Annotated in this window: 11 protein-coding genes; 2 read left to right on the forward strand and 9 right to left on the reverse strand. The window is 36.9% G+C overall.

The annotated features are described in order from the left end of the window. Positions 1–34 precede the first annotated feature (34 nt). Positions 35–790, forward strand: coding sequence for a LytTR family DNA-binding domain-containing protein (locus AVL50_RS08865; protein ID WP_062616131.1), 756 nt, complete (start codon positions 35–37; stop codon positions 788–790). Positions 791–867: 77 nt separating this feature from the next. Here the strand turns inward: AVL50_RS08865 and AVL50_RS08870 are convergent, their stop codons facing one another. From AVL50_RS08870 to AVL50_RS08910, 9 genes are all read right to left on the reverse strand, one after another. Next, positions 868–2,316 carry a hypothetical protein gene (locus tag AVL50_RS08870; RefSeq protein WP_062616132.1) on the reverse strand — a complete coding sequence of 483 codons (1,449 nt, stop codon included), beginning with the start codon at positions 2,314–2,316 and terminating at the stop codon, positions 868–870. 166 nt (positions 2,317–2,482) lie between these two features. Next, entirely contained in the window at positions 2,483–4,144 is a 1,662-nt protein-coding gene (locus AVL50_RS08875; protein WP_062616133.1) for a sulfatase, read from the reverse strand. Positions 4,145–4,161: 17 nt separating this feature from the next. After that, the gene (locus tag AVL50_RS08880; protein ID WP_062616134.1) at positions 4,162–4,812 is read right to left on the reverse strand and encodes a bifunctional 4-hydroxy-2-oxoglutarate aldolase/2-dehydro-3-deoxy-phosphogluconate aldolase; all 651 of its coding nucleotides are present in this window, start codon (positions 4,810–4,812) and stop codon (positions 4,162–4,164) included. After that, the gene (locus AVL50_RS08885) at positions 4,805–5,788 is read right to left on the reverse strand and encodes a 2-dehydro-3-deoxygalactonokinase (RefSeq protein ID WP_062616135.1); all 984 of its coding nucleotides are present in this window, start codon (positions 5,786–5,788) and stop codon (positions 4,805–4,807) included. Before AVL50_RS08885 ends, AVL50_RS08880 begins: the two co-directional genes overlap by 8 nt. Before the next feature lie 3 nt (positions 5,789–5,791). After that, a complete protein-coding gene (locus AVL50_RS08890; protein WP_062616136.1) occupies positions 5,792–7,255 on the reverse strand; it encodes an aldehyde dehydrogenase family protein in 1,464 nt (487 codons plus the stop codon). Then, on the reverse strand, positions 7,212–8,372 hold the full coding sequence (locus tag AVL50_RS08895) for a mandelate racemase/muconate lactonizing enzyme family protein (protein ID WP_062616137.1): 1,161 nt from the start codon (positions 8,370–8,372) through the stop codon (positions 7,212–7,214). Before AVL50_RS08895 ends, AVL50_RS08890 begins: the two co-directional genes overlap by 44 nt. 11 nt (positions 8,373–8,383) lie before the next feature. Then, positions 8,384–9,442 carry an L-rhamnose/proton symporter RhaT gene (locus AVL50_RS08900; RefSeq protein WP_062616138.1) on the reverse strand — a complete coding sequence of 353 codons (1,059 nt, stop codon included), beginning with the start codon at positions 9,440–9,442 and terminating at the stop codon, positions 8,384–8,386. Between the two features lie 55 nt (positions 9,443–9,497). Beyond that, the gene (locus AVL50_RS08905) at positions 9,498–12,755 is read right to left on the reverse strand and encodes a glycoside hydrolase family 2 TIM barrel-domain containing protein (protein ID WP_062616139.1); all 3,258 of its coding nucleotides are present in this window, start codon (positions 12,753–12,755) and stop codon (positions 9,498–9,500) included. A 251-nt stretch (positions 12,756–13,006) separates the two neighbouring features. Then, on the reverse strand, positions 13,007–15,037 hold the full coding sequence (locus AVL50_RS08910) for a glycoside hydrolase family 127 protein (protein ID WP_082795730.1): 2,031 nt from the start codon (positions 15,035–15,037) through the stop codon (positions 13,007–13,009). A gap of 1,140 nt (positions 15,038–16,177) precedes the next feature. On the opposite strand from AVL50_RS08910, the gene AVL50_RS08915 reads away from it, so the two are divergent. Further along, entirely contained in the window at positions 16,178–16,489 is a 312-nt protein-coding gene (locus AVL50_RS08915; protein ID WP_062616140.1) for a hypothetical protein, read from the forward strand. Positions 16,490–16,528 lie beyond the last annotated feature (39 nt).

Here is a 16,528-nt window from a genome sequence, read left to right on the forward strand (position 1 = left end):
AAAACCACCAATTCAAATTAAATAACAACGAAATATGAAAGCCTTAATAATAGAAGACGAAAAACCCGCTCAAGCTAAACTGAAAAGACAACTCTCTAAAACTCCTTTTGATATTGAAGTTGTTGATACAATTGACAACGTAGAAGAAGCTTGTAGTTGGCTGGAAGATCATCAGGAAAATATTGATTTGGTATTTATGGATATACATCTAACGGACGGTATCGCTTTTGATATTCTTTCCAATGTTACAGTAACTACTCCTATCATTTTCACCACAGCATATGACGAATATGCACTAGACGCTTTCAAGGTCAATAGTATTGATTATCTTTTGAAACCTGTAGACTATGAAGCTCTCACTAAGGCTATTCAGAAACTTCAAGTTTTACAAAACAACCAAGATCATACTGCTTCAGGACAAATTGATGCACTTTTGGATACTTACAATCAAAAGTTCAAAAAACGTTTTATGGTTAGAGTTGGTGATAATATAAAAAGTATTCAAACAGACGAAATTGCCGCTTTCGGGGCTGAAAGTAGAGACACATTTTTATATACCACTGAAGGCAGACGCTATATTGTTGACTTCAAAATGGAGCAATTGGAAGAAATGCTTGACCAAGAGGAATTCTATAGAACAGGCCGTAGTTTTATCGTAAACAGAAATGCTATTGATAAAATCCAGAAGCATTCAAATAGCAGACTATTAGTCAATTTAAATATTGAAACACATAAGGAAATTATTGTAGGGAGAGATAAAGTGAAGGATTTTAAGGAATGGATTTCTTAATAACAATAAGTTAGATGGTTTGTGAAACGCAATGTATTTCGTCTCACAAACCACCATAAGAACCGTCAAGGAATATTCTACAAATCCCCTACAGTAAAGGAATCCAAAACATACTCTTTTCCTTCTTCATCCTTGACCACAACTTGCAATTGAGAAAAAGACTTTTCTAAAGCAATGTCAACATCAATACCTTTTAAAGGAGAGACAGCTTTCACCTTCATTTCCTCTATGATTTCTCCTTGGTCATTCAAAGCCATCAAGTACAAATCTCCTTTTATAAAAGTACCATACTGAGCAGTAATATGATTCGTTTGTTTATCAAAGTGAAGTTGTTTTGTGATTACTCCAGTTTCATTGACTGACAGTAGAGGTAAACTGAGCACTTTAGCGGCTGCATGAGTTTCCCTAAATATAACAGCTTCTTTTCCTTTTAATTTATAGATTGGAGTTTTCACTTCAGTTTCTAAGTAACCTGTGGCCATACCACTATTGAAAACTGCTATGTTCACCCCATGATCATATTCTAATTCAGGGTTATATTTCTCAAACGTTTTGACGAAGACTGTGTTTTCTAATTTATTAGCATAAGCAATCCATGATTCCGACGAGATCATATGGAAACCACCCATCAGATTATAATCAAAATGAATTTCAAAAATACCCGGGGCTACTTCACCTGTCCAATTTGTACCGATATTAAAGTACTTTTCCACATGTTCTGGGTTGTTTTTATCTAATGGGAAACGGTTTCTATTGACATATCTCCAATGAGATTCTGGAGTCACACCGATGTGATATTGCTCTCCGTCTTCCATTTTATATTTGGAGCTGAATGGAATATAGGCTACAAAATTTTCACCATCTTGTAGTTTTACATCCGACCAAGATTGATGCTGACTTGTCGTCATAATACCTCTGTTGATTGTCTCTTTTCCTACGTTCGTCAATGTGTGAATGTAATATACTTTGCTTGAGTTTTTCTCAATCATTAATGAGCGTTCGTAGGTAAAAGCTTCTTCTACTTTTGTGGGTTGTGTAAATGCTTTGTCCTTTGGGATCCACTTTGGGACTGGTAAATGCTGTTCTCCTGACTTTACCGTTATTCCCACTTTTCCATCTAACTTCTTTACACCAGTAATGGAATAGGGAGCATCGCCAATTGTTACAGGAGGTGGCCATCTTTTTGAGCGGTCCCCGTTTTTACCTAAAGCACAGTTCTCGACAGGAGTAGGCACCAATCGATACCCTCCAAAATTTCTCCATTCATTCATTTTCACCTTTTCAGAGTTGGAGTATTTCTGACCAAACTCCTTTGGGTTTATCCACAAAGATTGAATGTCTCCTAGATTGTACTCCAAGACTCTACCTGCAGCATCTGGAACGACCGCAAGACTAATAAACTCGTTGGTTAAAACGTAGGTTTCTTCCCACTTCCAACCTTTGTAATTGTCTACTTTCTCTATGGTCTGTGCGTGACTAAAGTGACAGCAAAATAACAGTAATAAAACATTTAAAATTGTTTTCATTGAGCAATTGAGATTTAGGTACCAAAACACATTTAAGTGAATTAGCACGATTGAAAAAAAAGTTCGAAAAGGGCCCAATTCATAAGAAAAGAGGCCCTTCTAAGCTATAATTAAGTCACACACATTCGTTCAAGTACAGAGTAGTAAGTATGATACTTACACTATTTTATATTTCTTTGAAATTGGCTTTGTTACCTTCCCAACCTTTATTGAACTGAACGATTAATTCTTCTACTAAGTCAGGTTGTTGTTTGGCAATATTCACCGTTTCTTTAGGATCCTTTTGATGATCGTATAATTCAATAAACAACGGTTCCTTGTCTTTATTTTTTCGATCTTTCCATAATACTAACTTGTAGCGTTGCGTTTTCATCGCATACCCCATCAAGTCATTTTCAAAAAACTTTCTATTCCATTTGTCTTTCATCACCGCCTTGATGTTGGCTTCCACGTCTTCAATCAACGGTCCAAAGTAAGTTTCTCTCATTCCTTTAGAAAGTGGATTAGCAGCCCATTCTCTTAACGCTGGATTAGGGAAAGCAGAGAATACTGCTGATTTCCATTCCATATTGGGATTCTCTAATAATGGAGCGAAAGATTGTCCTTCTAAATGTTCTGGCTTTTCTAACCCTGCCAAATCACACAATGTTGGGTACATATCTACCAACTCTACCAAGGCATCAGTCTTCACTCCTCTACTTTTTTCAGATTGATCAGGTGTCCAAACGATCAATGGAACTCTTGTCGCTATATCATAATTGGTCGCTTTACACCACACCCCCATTTCTCCTAAGTGAAAACCATGATCAGACCATAACATTACAATCGTATTATCCAACATTTCCAATTCATCCAATGCCTCCAATAGCTTACCTACCTGAGCATCGATATAACTAGCTGTTGCCAAATACCCATGTTTAAGGTCGCGAGCTAAAGTATCAGGAATTTCACCATATTTTGGAATGTTGGAACGCACTCTTAATTCAAAAGAAGCATGTAATCCCATTGGAGCCCCATCAATTGGACCTTTAATCTGGTTTGTTAATTTGATATCTTCTTGATCATACATGTCCCAATATTTTTTTGGAGCTAGAAAATCAAGGTGTGCTGCAATATATCCTACCCCTAAAAACAACGGTTTTTTGGATTTTGAAGCTTTATGCTCTTTCATGATGTGAATGGCCATATCCGTATTCACACCATCGATATAAGCGTTATCTTGAACATCTACACATTCAAATGCAGGACCCATTCCCAAACCATGTTGATCACCGTATTTTGCCTTCATTTTTGCTTTGTTTTCCCTGAAGGTTCTGATGTTATCAGGGTCCACAAATTTCTCTACTAAGGCATTCACTTTGTAACCAAGTGCATTGTAATCGGGTTTCATTGACCAAGATTTCTCTTGATCTGAGAACTTACCATGATACACTTTTCCGCAGTTGACAGTCTCATAACCGTTTTCTTTGAAGTGCTGAGGAAGCGTAATGATATCAGGATTTTCATCTCTGAAGTAAGTATAATTTTCAATCACATTGATGGTCTCTGGCCTAGCACCTGTCATCAAACTAGCTCTTGATGGACTACAAATAGATTGTTGGCAATAGGCCTTATTAAATTGAAGTCCTCTTTTAGCCAATTGATCAATATTAGGTGTTTTAGCCACTTCAGAACCATACGTCCCCATTTCTGGTCTGAGGTCATCAAATGAAATAAAAAGAATATTCGGTTGCTGTACTTCCGTTTTTTGATCGATTTTTTTGAAGCTACAAGCCCCTAAAGAACCTAATAAAAGAAAGAGTAAAGCTTTATATAAAAATTGATGCATTGTTGTAGTATTTTATATCATGCAGTTTGAAAAGCAGACTCATAAGCACTTTTCACTGCCTTCAAATGATCGTATAGTTGTTGTTCATACCCCTTTGCCATGAATTGTTTTGGAAAGAGAGAGCTCCCCATCCCAACGCCCACGACTCCCAATTGGAAGAAATCGGCAATATTATTTAAATCTACTCCCCCTGTAGGCAACAACGGAATTGTATTCAGTGGTGCCATCACGTCTTTAATGTACCCTATCCCAAATTGAGAACTTGGAAATACTTTTACGGCAGTAGCCCCGGCTGTCCATGCTTTATGAATTTCTGTTGGTGTTAGCGCCCCAGGAAAAACAGGTATATCAAGCGATTTACACTTTTTGATGACTTCTTCATTCGTAACTGGAGTCACAATAAATTGAGCTCCACTTTCTAAAGCTTTATTTAAGCCTTCCATATCACAAACGGTACCTGCTCCAACATTTAGCTGAGGATATTCGGCACAAAGTTTTTGGATCATCTCTGTAGCCCCTTCCGTATTCATTGTGATTTCAATTGTTGAAAAACCAGCATTGATATAGATCGGAATGATTCTGTCTAAGGTTTCATGATCCACACCTCTTAAGATGCCCACTACAGGTGCCTGTTGAAATCGTTCTTGAGAAAATTGAGTATTAGACATAATTATTTAAAACTTTTCGTTGACCAATTAGTAATGCTTTTTCGAGTACTTCATCCTCAATGAATTGAATCTCTTTTTGCATTACTTCTTCTAAAGCAATGCGATATAGTTTACCTAAAACACCGTTTGCCGCCATGCTGATGTGCTCCTCTACTTCTTTCAAATAAGTCAGTTCCTCACCAATCATCAATCCGCTTAAGAAGTAGTAATTCTCAATTTTAACCTTCTGAGGATCTACACTTTCATTACGCTCAAAGTAGTCGTTTTGCATTAAGTCTTTTGCTCGAATTGAAAAGAGTGAGGAAGACAAATTACCTTCCATCCCTTTTTTCACCCCTGCTACAAATGCAAGCTTGAATTTTTGATCAAAAGAAGCTCTTTGAATGGAAACACTCAGAATACTTTGAGAAGAAATTAAGTCGAAAATTTCTCCCGTCATGAACGTTTTGAAATCATTAAAAATGCCTTTTTCATATGTAATATGCTTACTATGCGTACCCGGCAGTAATAAAATCCCTTTGGATTCGATCGGCAAGTAATCCGTTAGACCTACAGCTTGTATCTCTTCCCCTCTCATCACATCTGTTTTGGTTTTCACACCAGAAACTAATACCAATGAAAGGTCTTTTTCTAAAGTGATGGACTTACTGAATAGGTTCTGACCATACGCATCAATAGGCATTTGAGCATAACTCAATTCCTGCAACCCAATCGATGATGAAGCCATGCCTGAAGCAACGATGTAGTTACTCTGTCTTTCCTCATCAATTTCCTTTAATTGCTTCGTCAAATACTCTGAAAAAAATTGAGATTGGCTCGAGGTCGAATTTGCAGAAAACTCCTGATATAATGCTTTTACACCCTTATTCGTTTTGTGCTCTTTCACCACATCCAAAGAGTCTGTATCAATCAGACGTAATCTAAAATTAGAAGTACCCCAATCACAACTCACAAACTGTTTAGGTAAACTACTCATGGCCTATATCTTTTTAGAAATACGTTTCAAAATCAAATAATCATCCAATGCGTATTTTGAACAATCCATACTGATACCACTATTCTTCACACCTAAATGAGGAAGATTGATATCGTATTTCACACCATTTTGCTGTACTTCACCAAACTCAAGCTTTTGAGCAAATTCATCTAAAATAGCCTCATCTTCAGAGAAAATATAAGAAGCCAAACCAGCAGTAGAGTCATTGGCGTATTCCAGAACTTCTTCTTTGCCTTCAAACTTCATGATTACGCACACTGGACCGAAAACTTCATGTTGTAAGATAGAAGCATTTCTGTCTGTCATTTCTATCACTGTTGGCGCATAATAACACCCTGCTTTGTCAAGAGTTGTTCCTCCTGCTAAAATCTTTCCTCCTTCTTTTACACACTCACTCACAAAATGCTGAATCGACTCTAATTGGGCTTTATTCGCCAAAGGACCCATGTCTACTTCCTCTTCTTTATAATAACCCACTCTTGTGTCAATTGCACGTTGTACTAATTGCTCTTTGAAGCTATCATATACACTATTTTGGATGTAAAAACGGTTAGGAGCCACACATACTTGACCTGCATTACCACCAAATTTAATCGCCGTTGTAATATCTAAAGCATCTTGCATATTACCATCTTCAAAAAGGATAAACGGTGCATTACCACCACACTCCATAGAGTATCTTTTGATAGATGTTTTGATAGATTGCTCGATTAATTTCTGAGCTGTAAAAGTAGAACCAATCATAGTGATCAATTGTGGGATTGTACTTTCACACAATGGAATACCTACATTTTTTCTATTGCCATGCAATACGGTAATGACGCCTTTCGGGAAATCAATCTCATGAGCTAGCTCCGCAATAATGGAAGCTGAAATGGCTGAAGATTCAGAAGCTTTAATAATGATAGAACACCCTGCCGCTAAAGCTGGTCCCAATTTGAACCCTAAGTTCAACAAAGGGAAGTTCCATGCTAAAAATGCTGTGACTACACCCAATGGCTGATAGACCATTTGATGCGTGTGTGTACCTTGTCTGTCTTTGATCTCAAACCCTTCTTTTACTTTAATCTCCTCTGCATAAAACTCCAACGCATCAGTGATACTATTGATATCCTCTTCTGATGCCGCCCATGTTTTACCCATCTCATGACAAACAGCTTCTCTCAATAAATCCGCATTATCTATCAGTTGCTGTCTCAATTTCATCATCCATCCTACACGTTCTTCTACTGACAAACGAGACCAAGACTTGAAACCTTCTTGTGCTGTTTTTAATGCATATTGAGTATCTTCTAAAGTAGCTTGTGCCAAAGTAGCCACCGGTTGGTTATTGGCAGGACATACTAATGAAGATACTTCATTGGAATGTCCGTTTACCAATCTACCGTTTATATATAGTTTTTTATGACCAAACTGTAGCTGTTTCTCTTCTATTGTTGATTGCATATTTTTCTAAATAATTTTGGTTAACATCTATTCCTAATCCTGGAAGTTGAGGGACTTTAATTTCCCCATTTTCCACTTTGATGGTGTGCGTTACTACATCGTCACGTAATGGATTTTCAGTACGGTCCAGCTCTATCATTGGAGCATTTCTGTACATTCTTCCAGGGTTTTGATCTAAGTTCGAAACAAAGTGAATCGCCGCACTGATGGCTATCCAAGTACCCCACGAGTGAGGTACAATATCTTTGTGATAACTTGATGCTAGTGTAGCAATACGTTTCATTTCTGTCAGTCCACCAGTTGCACACAAGTCTGGCTGAGCAATGTCTACAGCGTTGGCATCAAATAATCTTTTGAAACCGTGCTTTAAGTACTCACATTCACCTCCTGCAATTGGAATGGAAGTGTTTTCCCTCAACTTAGCGTACCCTTTATAATCTTCGGGGTGAACTGGTTCTTCAAACCACCCAATATTTAAATGCTCTATTTTATTACACAATTCCAATGCTTCTCTGTAATTGTAAGCATGGTTGGAATCGATCATTAAGCGTACATCATCTCCTAATTCTTCTTTTAAGAGATGGATATAATGCAGGTCTTTTTCTAACCCTAAGCCAACCTTCATCTTCGCTGCTTTGAACCCTTCTCTTTTATAGAATTGAGCTTCTTCTCTCAGATCATCATCCAAAGTGGGTGAATTTGTGAAATAGAACCCTGTAGCATATGGATGGATAATTTCATTTTTTACGCCTCCCAATAACACTGAGACAGGCTGATTCAAAACCTTTCCTTTACAATCCCAAATTCCTACATCAATGGCACTGATAGCCGCATTGAAAATTCCACTTCGACCAAAATCCAACGTTCTCAAATACATGTTTTGCCAGATCTTCTCGTTCTCCAAAACATTTTCCCCAATCACAAATGGCTTTAAGAAATTGATCCCTGTTTCAATCATATCAGCAGGTCCGTAGCCTTCCCCCCAACCGAAAGTACCATCTTCTAAAATGATCTTTACTAAACAGATTTTTCTTGCTTTGTAATCCCACTGCGAGAAGTAAAAAGGCTTCTCTAAGTCCTGTGCTATTACATAAGGTATAATATCTACTATTTTCATATTGGCTTCGTTTAAATGTTGGAGTAGCCTAAAATGCATGTTGCGAAAATCAACACGGCTAATCCACCTAATAATTGTTTGAATGGCTTTTGAGCACCATCCCATTCTCCCATTCTATAACCCCAGACATTACTGATGATAAGAGAAATACCCAGCATCATTGGCCACCCGATTACAGCTCCAAGTTTACCCATCAATGCAGCACCTTGACCGTACACTCCTAATGCAGCAAACCAGAATAAGCCTGCTAGAATGGACCACATGTAAGCTTTTCCGCTTCCTTTTACACTGAACCCAGACCATGAATTGTTCTTTACCAATTGATAAATGGCATAACCTGCATTCATGATATAAGCTCCAACTAATACCACTACCCATGCTACTAAACTTGCATCTGTAGCGTTAGCATTATATTTATTGACTGCGATGTCTACAATTGGTGAGGCATTAGAGAATCCTACATTCAACAAGGCTGAAAGAACACCACATGCCACTGCAATTAAAACACCTACTTTAATGGACTTTTTTACGGTTGTCACTGCCACTTCAGGAGCAACTAACGTATCGCCATCTTCATAATCTTCTACCTCTTTTACTTCCTCCACTTTCGATAATCTATCTCTTTGTACTCCGGCATAAGCAGTAATTGCAACTCCCACCAACAACAATGCAACACCTGCTAAAACGATAGTATAGTTTTCTGGTAAAGTCTCCATCTGTGCTAACGGGATCAATGAACCCATTGAAGCTGCTAATCCCATCACAATACCGTAAGTGATACTGATTCCTGTGTACTCAACACTCATTCCGAATAGGATACCTCCAATTCCCCACAAGAAACCGAAGAACATAGCGATCATTAAAACGTCGTTACTGGTCTCCATAATGATGTTAAACGTGTCAGGTATAGCGATTACTGACCATGCCATAGGGAAAATGATCATTGCTACAGTAGCGTGGAGGATCCACCAATTTTCCCATTTCAATGGAGAAATATGTTTCATGCCCAAACCAAATGTGCCTTGAAAAAAGCTGGCACAAAGGATAAGAATAATTGCTAGTAAATTCATTTCAATGTTCTTTTTTGCTTAAAAAATGTTTGTCTTGATCCGATTTCAGTTCCAATTACTGACTTAATCGGTCTGTGTTTAAATTACTTCCAAGAGTAAATTCTAAAGTGTAGTTCCCTGACGGATGTTTCTGATAAGCAAGAGGTTTGGCCTGCATGCCTCCAACTCCCGCTTGAAACAAATCTATATTTAAAGTGTAGTAATCTTGTTTCTGTAAGTCAAAAGGATGTTTTGCCTCGTCAATATTCTCAATGGTGTAAGGCCATACTGAGAAGTTGAATAAACCTTTGACCATCAAGTTTCTCTTTCCTTTTTGAGCAGAAAGCTTTAGCCATCTTACATCCGTGTGATTTCCATTTTCTTGAGGCATTACATAGTTATAGAATAGCTCATCTGTAGGTTGAGAATATAAACCAACCTTCACCGCACGTTTTCTATCTTCATAACTTTCCCAAGGGCCATTTCCAAAATAAGCAGTGCTGTTATACTGTCCTGAAACACCCATTGTTACACCAAATTTTGGGAGTTCTGGAAGTTTTTCGTCTGCTTTCAAATCCAATTTCACCGCAATGTTTCCATCGTTGAAAACAGTGTAGGTTGTTGTCAAATGGATCTTTTCAGTATGTTTTTGATGTACAATTACTTGTTGTGTGTTATTGTCAACCTTCACTAATTCCACTTTTTCTGTTTCCATTTTATTAGAGGCCTCTTTCCATACTTTCATCTTGTATTGGAATTTTCTAAAACGGGAATCATTATCCGTTAATGGACGCCAGAAGTTAGGTTTAAGTGGTGTTACAAGCACATCAATACCCTCTTTGTTGTATGTTTTAAGATGACCTGTTTCAGCATCAAATTGAATCTTAAAATTCTTCCCTGAAAATGTAATTTCATGATCTGCTTTTTGTGCTTCTAACGCAGACTTGCTTTTTGAAACGTGTTGGTATACGTCTACAGTTTGTAATTGCAGGTGTTCATGCGCAATTTCATACCCTTTCTTGCACCATTTTCTATCCCTAATTTCATGCAACGTCAATCTTAACCAATACTCTTTGTTCGGTTTAATTTTGTTCGCATCAAAAGGCACTTCAATCGCTTTGCTTTGTTTTGGAGCAAGGTCAATATTCAATAAGTTGCCTGATTGAACGACTTTACCTTCTTCTTGTAACTCCCATCTGATTTCATATTGATTTAAGTTGGTGAAATCAAATCGGTTGATTACGTTAATGGATTGAGGAGAGAACTCGGATCTTTCAAATACAATAGGCTGGAAGACATATTTTACTTCCCAAGCATGGGGATTAGGCTTTTTATCTGGAGAGAAAACTCCATTGATACAGAAATTAGTATCGTTTGGTAAATCACCGAAGTCTCCACCATAAGCGTAAAATTCGTTACCATCTTTATCCTTTTTCACTAAACCTTGATCAATCATATCCCAGATAAATCCACCAATCAGATTTTTATGAGAACGTATAGCATCCCAGTAATCACCCAACGTTCCCAATGAGTTCCCCATACCGTGAACATATTCACAAAGAATCATTGGTCGATTGATATAAGGTGAAGTGGCCAAGTTTTCAATTTGATCAATTCGAGCATACATTCTACTGATTACATCAACATAAGAAGGATCTCTTGGGTTGGCCATAAACGGTGCTCTATTGATCGCTTTAATGGCTTTTTTATCGTCTTTGTAATTCGGATGTGTCGGGTCTCCCTGTGCTCCTTCATAATGAATAAATCTTGAAGGGTCATAATCTTTCACCCAAGCAGAAGCGGCTGCAAAAGCAGGTCCTGTTCCCGCTTCATTTCCCAGCGACCAAGAAATCACACAAGGATGGTTTTTATCTCTTTCTACCATTCTGATCACTCTGTTCAAAATAGCTGCAGGCCACCTTGGGTTTTGAGGAATATAAGAACCCAAAGCATGTGCTTCAACGTTGGCTTCATCCATCACATAAATGCCGTATTCGTTACAAAGCTGATAGAAATAAGGATCATTAGGGTAATGTGAAGTTCGGACTGCATTAAAGTTAAACTGTTTCACCAACTCCACATCTTTTTTGATATCTTCTCTCGTCAACGCTTTTCCTCTTACAGGGTCATGGTCATGACGATTGACACCCATAATTTTCACTTCCTCACCGTTGATTAATAATTCATTATTTTTTCCGAATTCTACTTGTCTGAAACCAATCTTTTGAGTTCTTGCTTCAACAACCTCACCTTCTGGATTTGTCATTTCAAAAACCAATTGATAGAGGTAGGGATCTTCTGCTGACCATTTATGAGGAAGGCGAACGTTGGCTTCCAACATTCCAAACTTATTGATATCTCGTTGAGGCCATCTTTCATTATAAATTTCATCTACAGAAATCTGTAATTTCTCTTTGAATACAGGGCGTTGTTGTGCATCATAAAGCTGTGCATTAACGGTCCATTCCTTTAATGATACGGTTGGAGATTTTACCCATACTCTTGGACGGATGGATAGCGTAGCATCTTGTAATTGAGCATCAAATTTTGTCTTGACAAAGAAGTCATCCACCGCAATTTTGGGTTGTGCTAAAAGCATTACTTCTCTATGAATACCACTCAAACGCCACATGTCTTGATCTTCGAGGTAACTGCCATCTGACCATCTGAAAACTTGCACCGCTAAACGGTTTTTGCCTTCCTTCAAATAAGATGTAATATCAAACTCTGCCGCCAATCTACTTCCTTGGCTATAGCCTACTTTCTCTCCATTGACCCACACATAAAAAGCCGATGATACACCTCCAAAATGAAGAATAACGGATTGATCTTCCCATTCTGATGGCACTTCAAATTCCTTTAGATAACTTCCTATAGGATTATCTCTGTAGATATAAGGAGGCTTTGGAGGTTGAGGTCCTAAATAAGTAGATTGTTTGATGGACTTTTTCGCCAACTCTACAATGTTAGGTGTAAAAGGGTAGATAATATTCGTGTAGATCGGCAGACCGTAGCCTTGAAGCTCCCAATTGGATGGAACTGGAATTTCCGCCCAATCTTTCGCTTTATAATTGTTTTGATAAAAGTCCAATGGGCGGTCTTCCTCTTTTTCGACAAAATTGAACTTCCATTGACCATTCAGAAATAGTACTCTACTTTTATTTCTATCATCTTCTAAAGCTAGTTCAGTGGAAGAATAAGAGTAAGTAGGCACTCTTGCTGATAATTTGTTTTCCTCAAACATCAATTCATTTTCCCAGTCATTGGTCTGACTGTAGAGTGTTTGAGCCAGAAGGAGTAATAGGGGAACAGTAATAAATTTTAGCTTATTCATAGTTTTCTATTCATTTCAAAAGTCATTGTCACCTTTCAATTATTATAATCTGCAATCCAAAAGCACCTTTCAATCCTCTTTTTCTATGTTCTAATAAAAGATATAGACGTGAGGGAGAAGCCAACAAAAGCTTTAAAGGTTGAAAGTTTCTGCAAAGAATTATTGTTATTTTGGGTTTAAAAAACTGCCACTAACGTGGCAGTTTTCACACACTATTCTATCCAACTACCTGGACAGATGAAATATCCATTTTATAAGTCGTTCCACACCACAGGCATAAAGACTGTCATTTCGGCATCCCCTCTGTTGCTCCATGCAAAGTAAGGAACCAATTTAGTCTTGTAGGGTTTAAAGTTTGGTTTGTCAACCGTATTGTACATTTTATTGTCTGACTGATTTGTTCTTAACAACAATGTCGTCTCAATTGTAGCCACACCTCCTAATAAGTCTTTATCATATGATGCTACCAATGGAGCATTTCCTTGAATATATATATCTAAAATTCCTGATTCCTTTGGAATATCTGGAGTTTCCATACAGTAGACTACTGGACCTCTTTTCACTGCTACTTGGTTTCTTGCCTCTTCAATTCTTGGATGCCCCTCTACTAAAGTTGCTTTCATTGGCATGTCAATAGAGATAATATCACCTTTCTTCCACTTTCTATTGATGGTCGTAAACTTACCAGGAGTTACGTTACCAGCCACTGCCTCATTGTTCACTTTCACAGTAGAACCGATCGCCCAATCTGGAATTCTCACCATAATATCAAAGGCATCTTTCTTACACTTTTCCACTGTAATATTAACTAAGCCTTCCCAAGGATAATTGGTTACTTGATTTAAAATCAATGATGAACCATCTACTAACTTAGTATCCAAACGATTTCCTCCATAAAGGTTAACAGCAATACCATTATTAGATAAACTATATGCCCAATTAGAAGACTTTGCAATCGTTCTCACTAAGTTTGGAGGGCAACAGAAGCATTCTAAGTAAGGTAAACGGTGAGGAGTCTCTGTATTATGCTGTGTATAGTCACGTGATCCATGCACCATTCTTAAAGGATTACTGTAGAAATAATCTTTTCCTTCAATTGAAATTCCTGAAAGTGCAGAATTATAAAGTACCAGTTCCATTACATCTGCATATTTAGACTCACCATGTAAGCCTAGCATTCTATAAGAGAACATTGAGTTACAAACATTAGCACATGTTTCATTGTAGGCAGTCATATTTGGCATCATGTATCCATCAATAAAACCTTCTTCAATTTTATCTCTATGCGATGAAGCTCCATAATGAGCTTGTCCTACTGCACCTGTAACGTACATCTTCTGTTCCGTTACATTTTCCCAAAGTCTGTCCAATGCATCAACTAAAGCTTGTTCTCCAGTTTCTGCTGCTACATCTGCTGCACCTGCATAATAATAAAGTGCCAAAACTGCATGACCTACCGCTTCTGAAGATTTTCTCAAAGGCGTTCTCTCCTGCACCATATCCCCAATCGGATAGCCCTCAGTAGTGGAATGATCTTCTACTCTATATTTGCCTCTATTATTAATAAATATCTCTGCGAGGTTTAAATAACGCTTATCTTGGGTAGTTCTATAAAGTTCCACTAGTCCCATGATTTGAGTTTGGTTGAAACCAAAACGACCGTATTGCTTTGTTTCAGGATTGAAAATAGAGTACAATAAATCTGCATGCTTAATAGCAATATCTAAGAAATTACGCTGACCTGTAATACGATGGTGAATACAAGCAGAAGTCAAAAGGTGACCTGAGTTGTACATTTCATGATATTTACGATTCTCATAACGATCAACATTATCTGTCAACTGCACAAAAGTCTGAAGGTAACCATCTTCTTCCTGTGCTTTTTCTATGATTTCAATGTAACCATCAATTTCCTCTAAAATACTTTGATCTCCATTTTGAGCATATACATACATTGCCGCTTCCATCCACTTATAGAAGTCACCGTCATGCCAACGCATTCCTTTGTGCTTCCCTTCTTTCATTCCCGCAGCAATCTTAAAGTTATTTAATGCATGCCCCACATCTCCTGTTAAAACTTCACCCATGTAAGGAACCATCGAATGCTCTGCTACATGAAACTTCTCTGCCCAGAAACCTTCTGTCCACTTACAGTCTCCAATATTGATACTTTTTAATGTTACATTAGGCGTATCTTGTTGTCCTAAAATTCCTTTTTCTTGTGCAAATGACCACTGCGACATCAGTGCTGCACATGCTACTGCTAATAATTTCTTCTTCATTTCTATTTCATTTTATTTACCGCCTCTTGAATATTTATCAACTAAATCAATACTCAGTCAGTTATTTTTAATCAGAAGTGTTCTTGTCTTATGCCATCAAGAGGTCGGCGATATAAAAAATCTCAATTCGTAATCAACAGTTACAAAGCTATGGCAGGTCTTACCCATTAGAGTTGTTTTCCATTAAAATAATGTTTCAATCCGTACACAAAGCAACATCTCAAAAGCACATAAACTTAGAGCAACAAAAGAAAGAGTAAGAAAAATACTCTAAACATTTGATTATAGGACACTTTGAAAGACATAAATCATGCAACCACCTCACCATGTCACTTTAAGTAAAAAGAACGGAAAGAACAATTGGAAATCTATCACTTCAGAAGGTGTTTAAAAATCTGTCAGACTAACTGAATTTTTCACCCCTATTCAACTCATTTTTTATTCGGAGTTTATTATTGAAGTTTTATTATGGTTTAAGCTTTTATAGTTTCAGGAATTGTAAAACTGTTGAAATTCCTATTTACTTTATATAAGAAACTTTAAAAGGTCTTTATTAAAGTCCCTTACTATATAATATATTAGTATAGATTCATTGAAGTTCACTTTTTATCCAACCAAATCTGTTGATTGATTTTTATAAAAATAGAAAAACACCTGTGAAGTGACGATGAATCATTTTTTTAGACAGGAAGATCATCAAAACACAAATCTTAAATAAATCCAAACTCAAAAACGATATCCTTTCTCAAACTTCCTACTTCAAGTGTGTTCTCTTTAATATATTTTTTTGACTTAAAATGAAAGAAATTTCGGTGTTTAGTATGAAAAAGTGTTATTTTTACGCATATTTGAATTAAAATCAATTAGAAATTTCGTATTCTTCTATTTATTGAAAAGTTAAAAATCACTAAATCGAATTTATGAAAATTAATAAAAAACAGCCTCAATAGTGTAAAAACAGTATTAACACGCTACACTCGTTGATCTACGTCACCTATTTTAGCAGTCAGAAATCACCTTATTTAAATAAATAAATTTATTAAATATCATTAAGAATTAGAGAGAAACCAAAGCCGAATTTAACAGTATATATAACCATAACAATAACATATCAATCACACAATAAACATTATAATACTTATGTCATTAACAAAAAAAATTATCGGTGCTGTATTATTAATTGCAAGCTTTTCTGTTACATCATTTGCAGGTAATAATCCAATTAAAGATAAAAATAATATCCGTAAAAATTATAAAACTTCTACTGTGACAACAGCAAATATTCAAACGAATGAAGATGTGAAAGTTACAGCGAAGAAACGTAAAGGAGCTTACCACATTCAAAATAAAGCAGGTGTTAACACTTTAGCGGAAGCCAATAAGGTAGAAGCAGGGAAACAACTGGAAAGAGGAACAAACGGTGTTTACCCTTACCAAAAGTGGACAAAATAATACTTGTTCAAAAAATTAATACCATACAATAAAATATCA

Origin of the sequence: Flammeovirga sp. SJP92, from assembly GCF_001583495.1 — a bacterium.
GTDB lineage: Bacteria > Bacteroidota > Bacteroidia > Cytophagales > Flammeovirgaceae > Flammeovirga.

Excerpts from the sequence above, each read along its gene's own strand:
- AVL50_RS08880 (WP_062616134.1), bottom strand. The coding sequence starts at position 4,812 with ATGTCTAATACTCAATTTTCTCAAGAACGATTTCAACAGGCACCTGTA.
- AVL50_RS08890 (WP_062616136.1), bottom strand. The coding sequence starts at position 7,255 with ATGCAATCAACAATAGAAGAGAAACAGCTACAGTTTGGTCATAAAAAA.
- AVL50_RS08885 (WP_062616135.1), bottom strand. The coding sequence starts at position 5,788 with ATGAGTAGTTTACCTAAACAGTTTGTGAGTTGTGATTGGGGTACTTCT.
- AVL50_RS08895 (WP_062616137.1), bottom strand. The coding sequence starts at position 8,372 with ATGAAAATAGTAGATATTATACCTTATGTAATAGCACAGGACTTAGAG.
- AVL50_RS08870 (WP_062616132.1), bottom strand. The coding sequence starts at position 2,316 with ATGAAAACAATTTTAAATGTTTTATTACTGTTATTTTGCTGTCACTTT.
- AVL50_RS08910 (WP_082795730.1), bottom strand. The coding sequence starts at position 15,037 with ATGAAGAAGAAATTATTAGCAGTAGCATGTGCAGCACTGATGTCGCAG.
- AVL50_RS08875 (WP_062616133.1), bottom strand. The coding sequence starts at position 4,144 with ATGCATCAATTTTTATATAAAGCTTTACTCTTTCTTTTATTAGGTTCT.
- AVL50_RS08865 (WP_062616131.1), top strand. The coding sequence starts at position 35 with ATGAAAGCCTTAATAATAGAAGACGAAAAACCCGCTCAAGCTAAACTG.
- AVL50_RS08900 (WP_062616138.1), bottom strand. The coding sequence starts at position 9,442 with ATGAATTTACTAGCAATTATTCTTATCCTTTGTGCCAGCTTTTTTCAA.
- AVL50_RS08905 (WP_062616139.1), bottom strand. The coding sequence starts at position 12,755 with ATGAATAAGCTAAAATTTATTACTGTTCCCCTATTACTCCTTCTGGCT.
- AVL50_RS08915 (WP_062616140.1), top strand. The coding sequence starts at position 16,178 with ATGTCATTAACAAAAAAAATTATCGGTGCTGTATTATTAATTGCAAGC.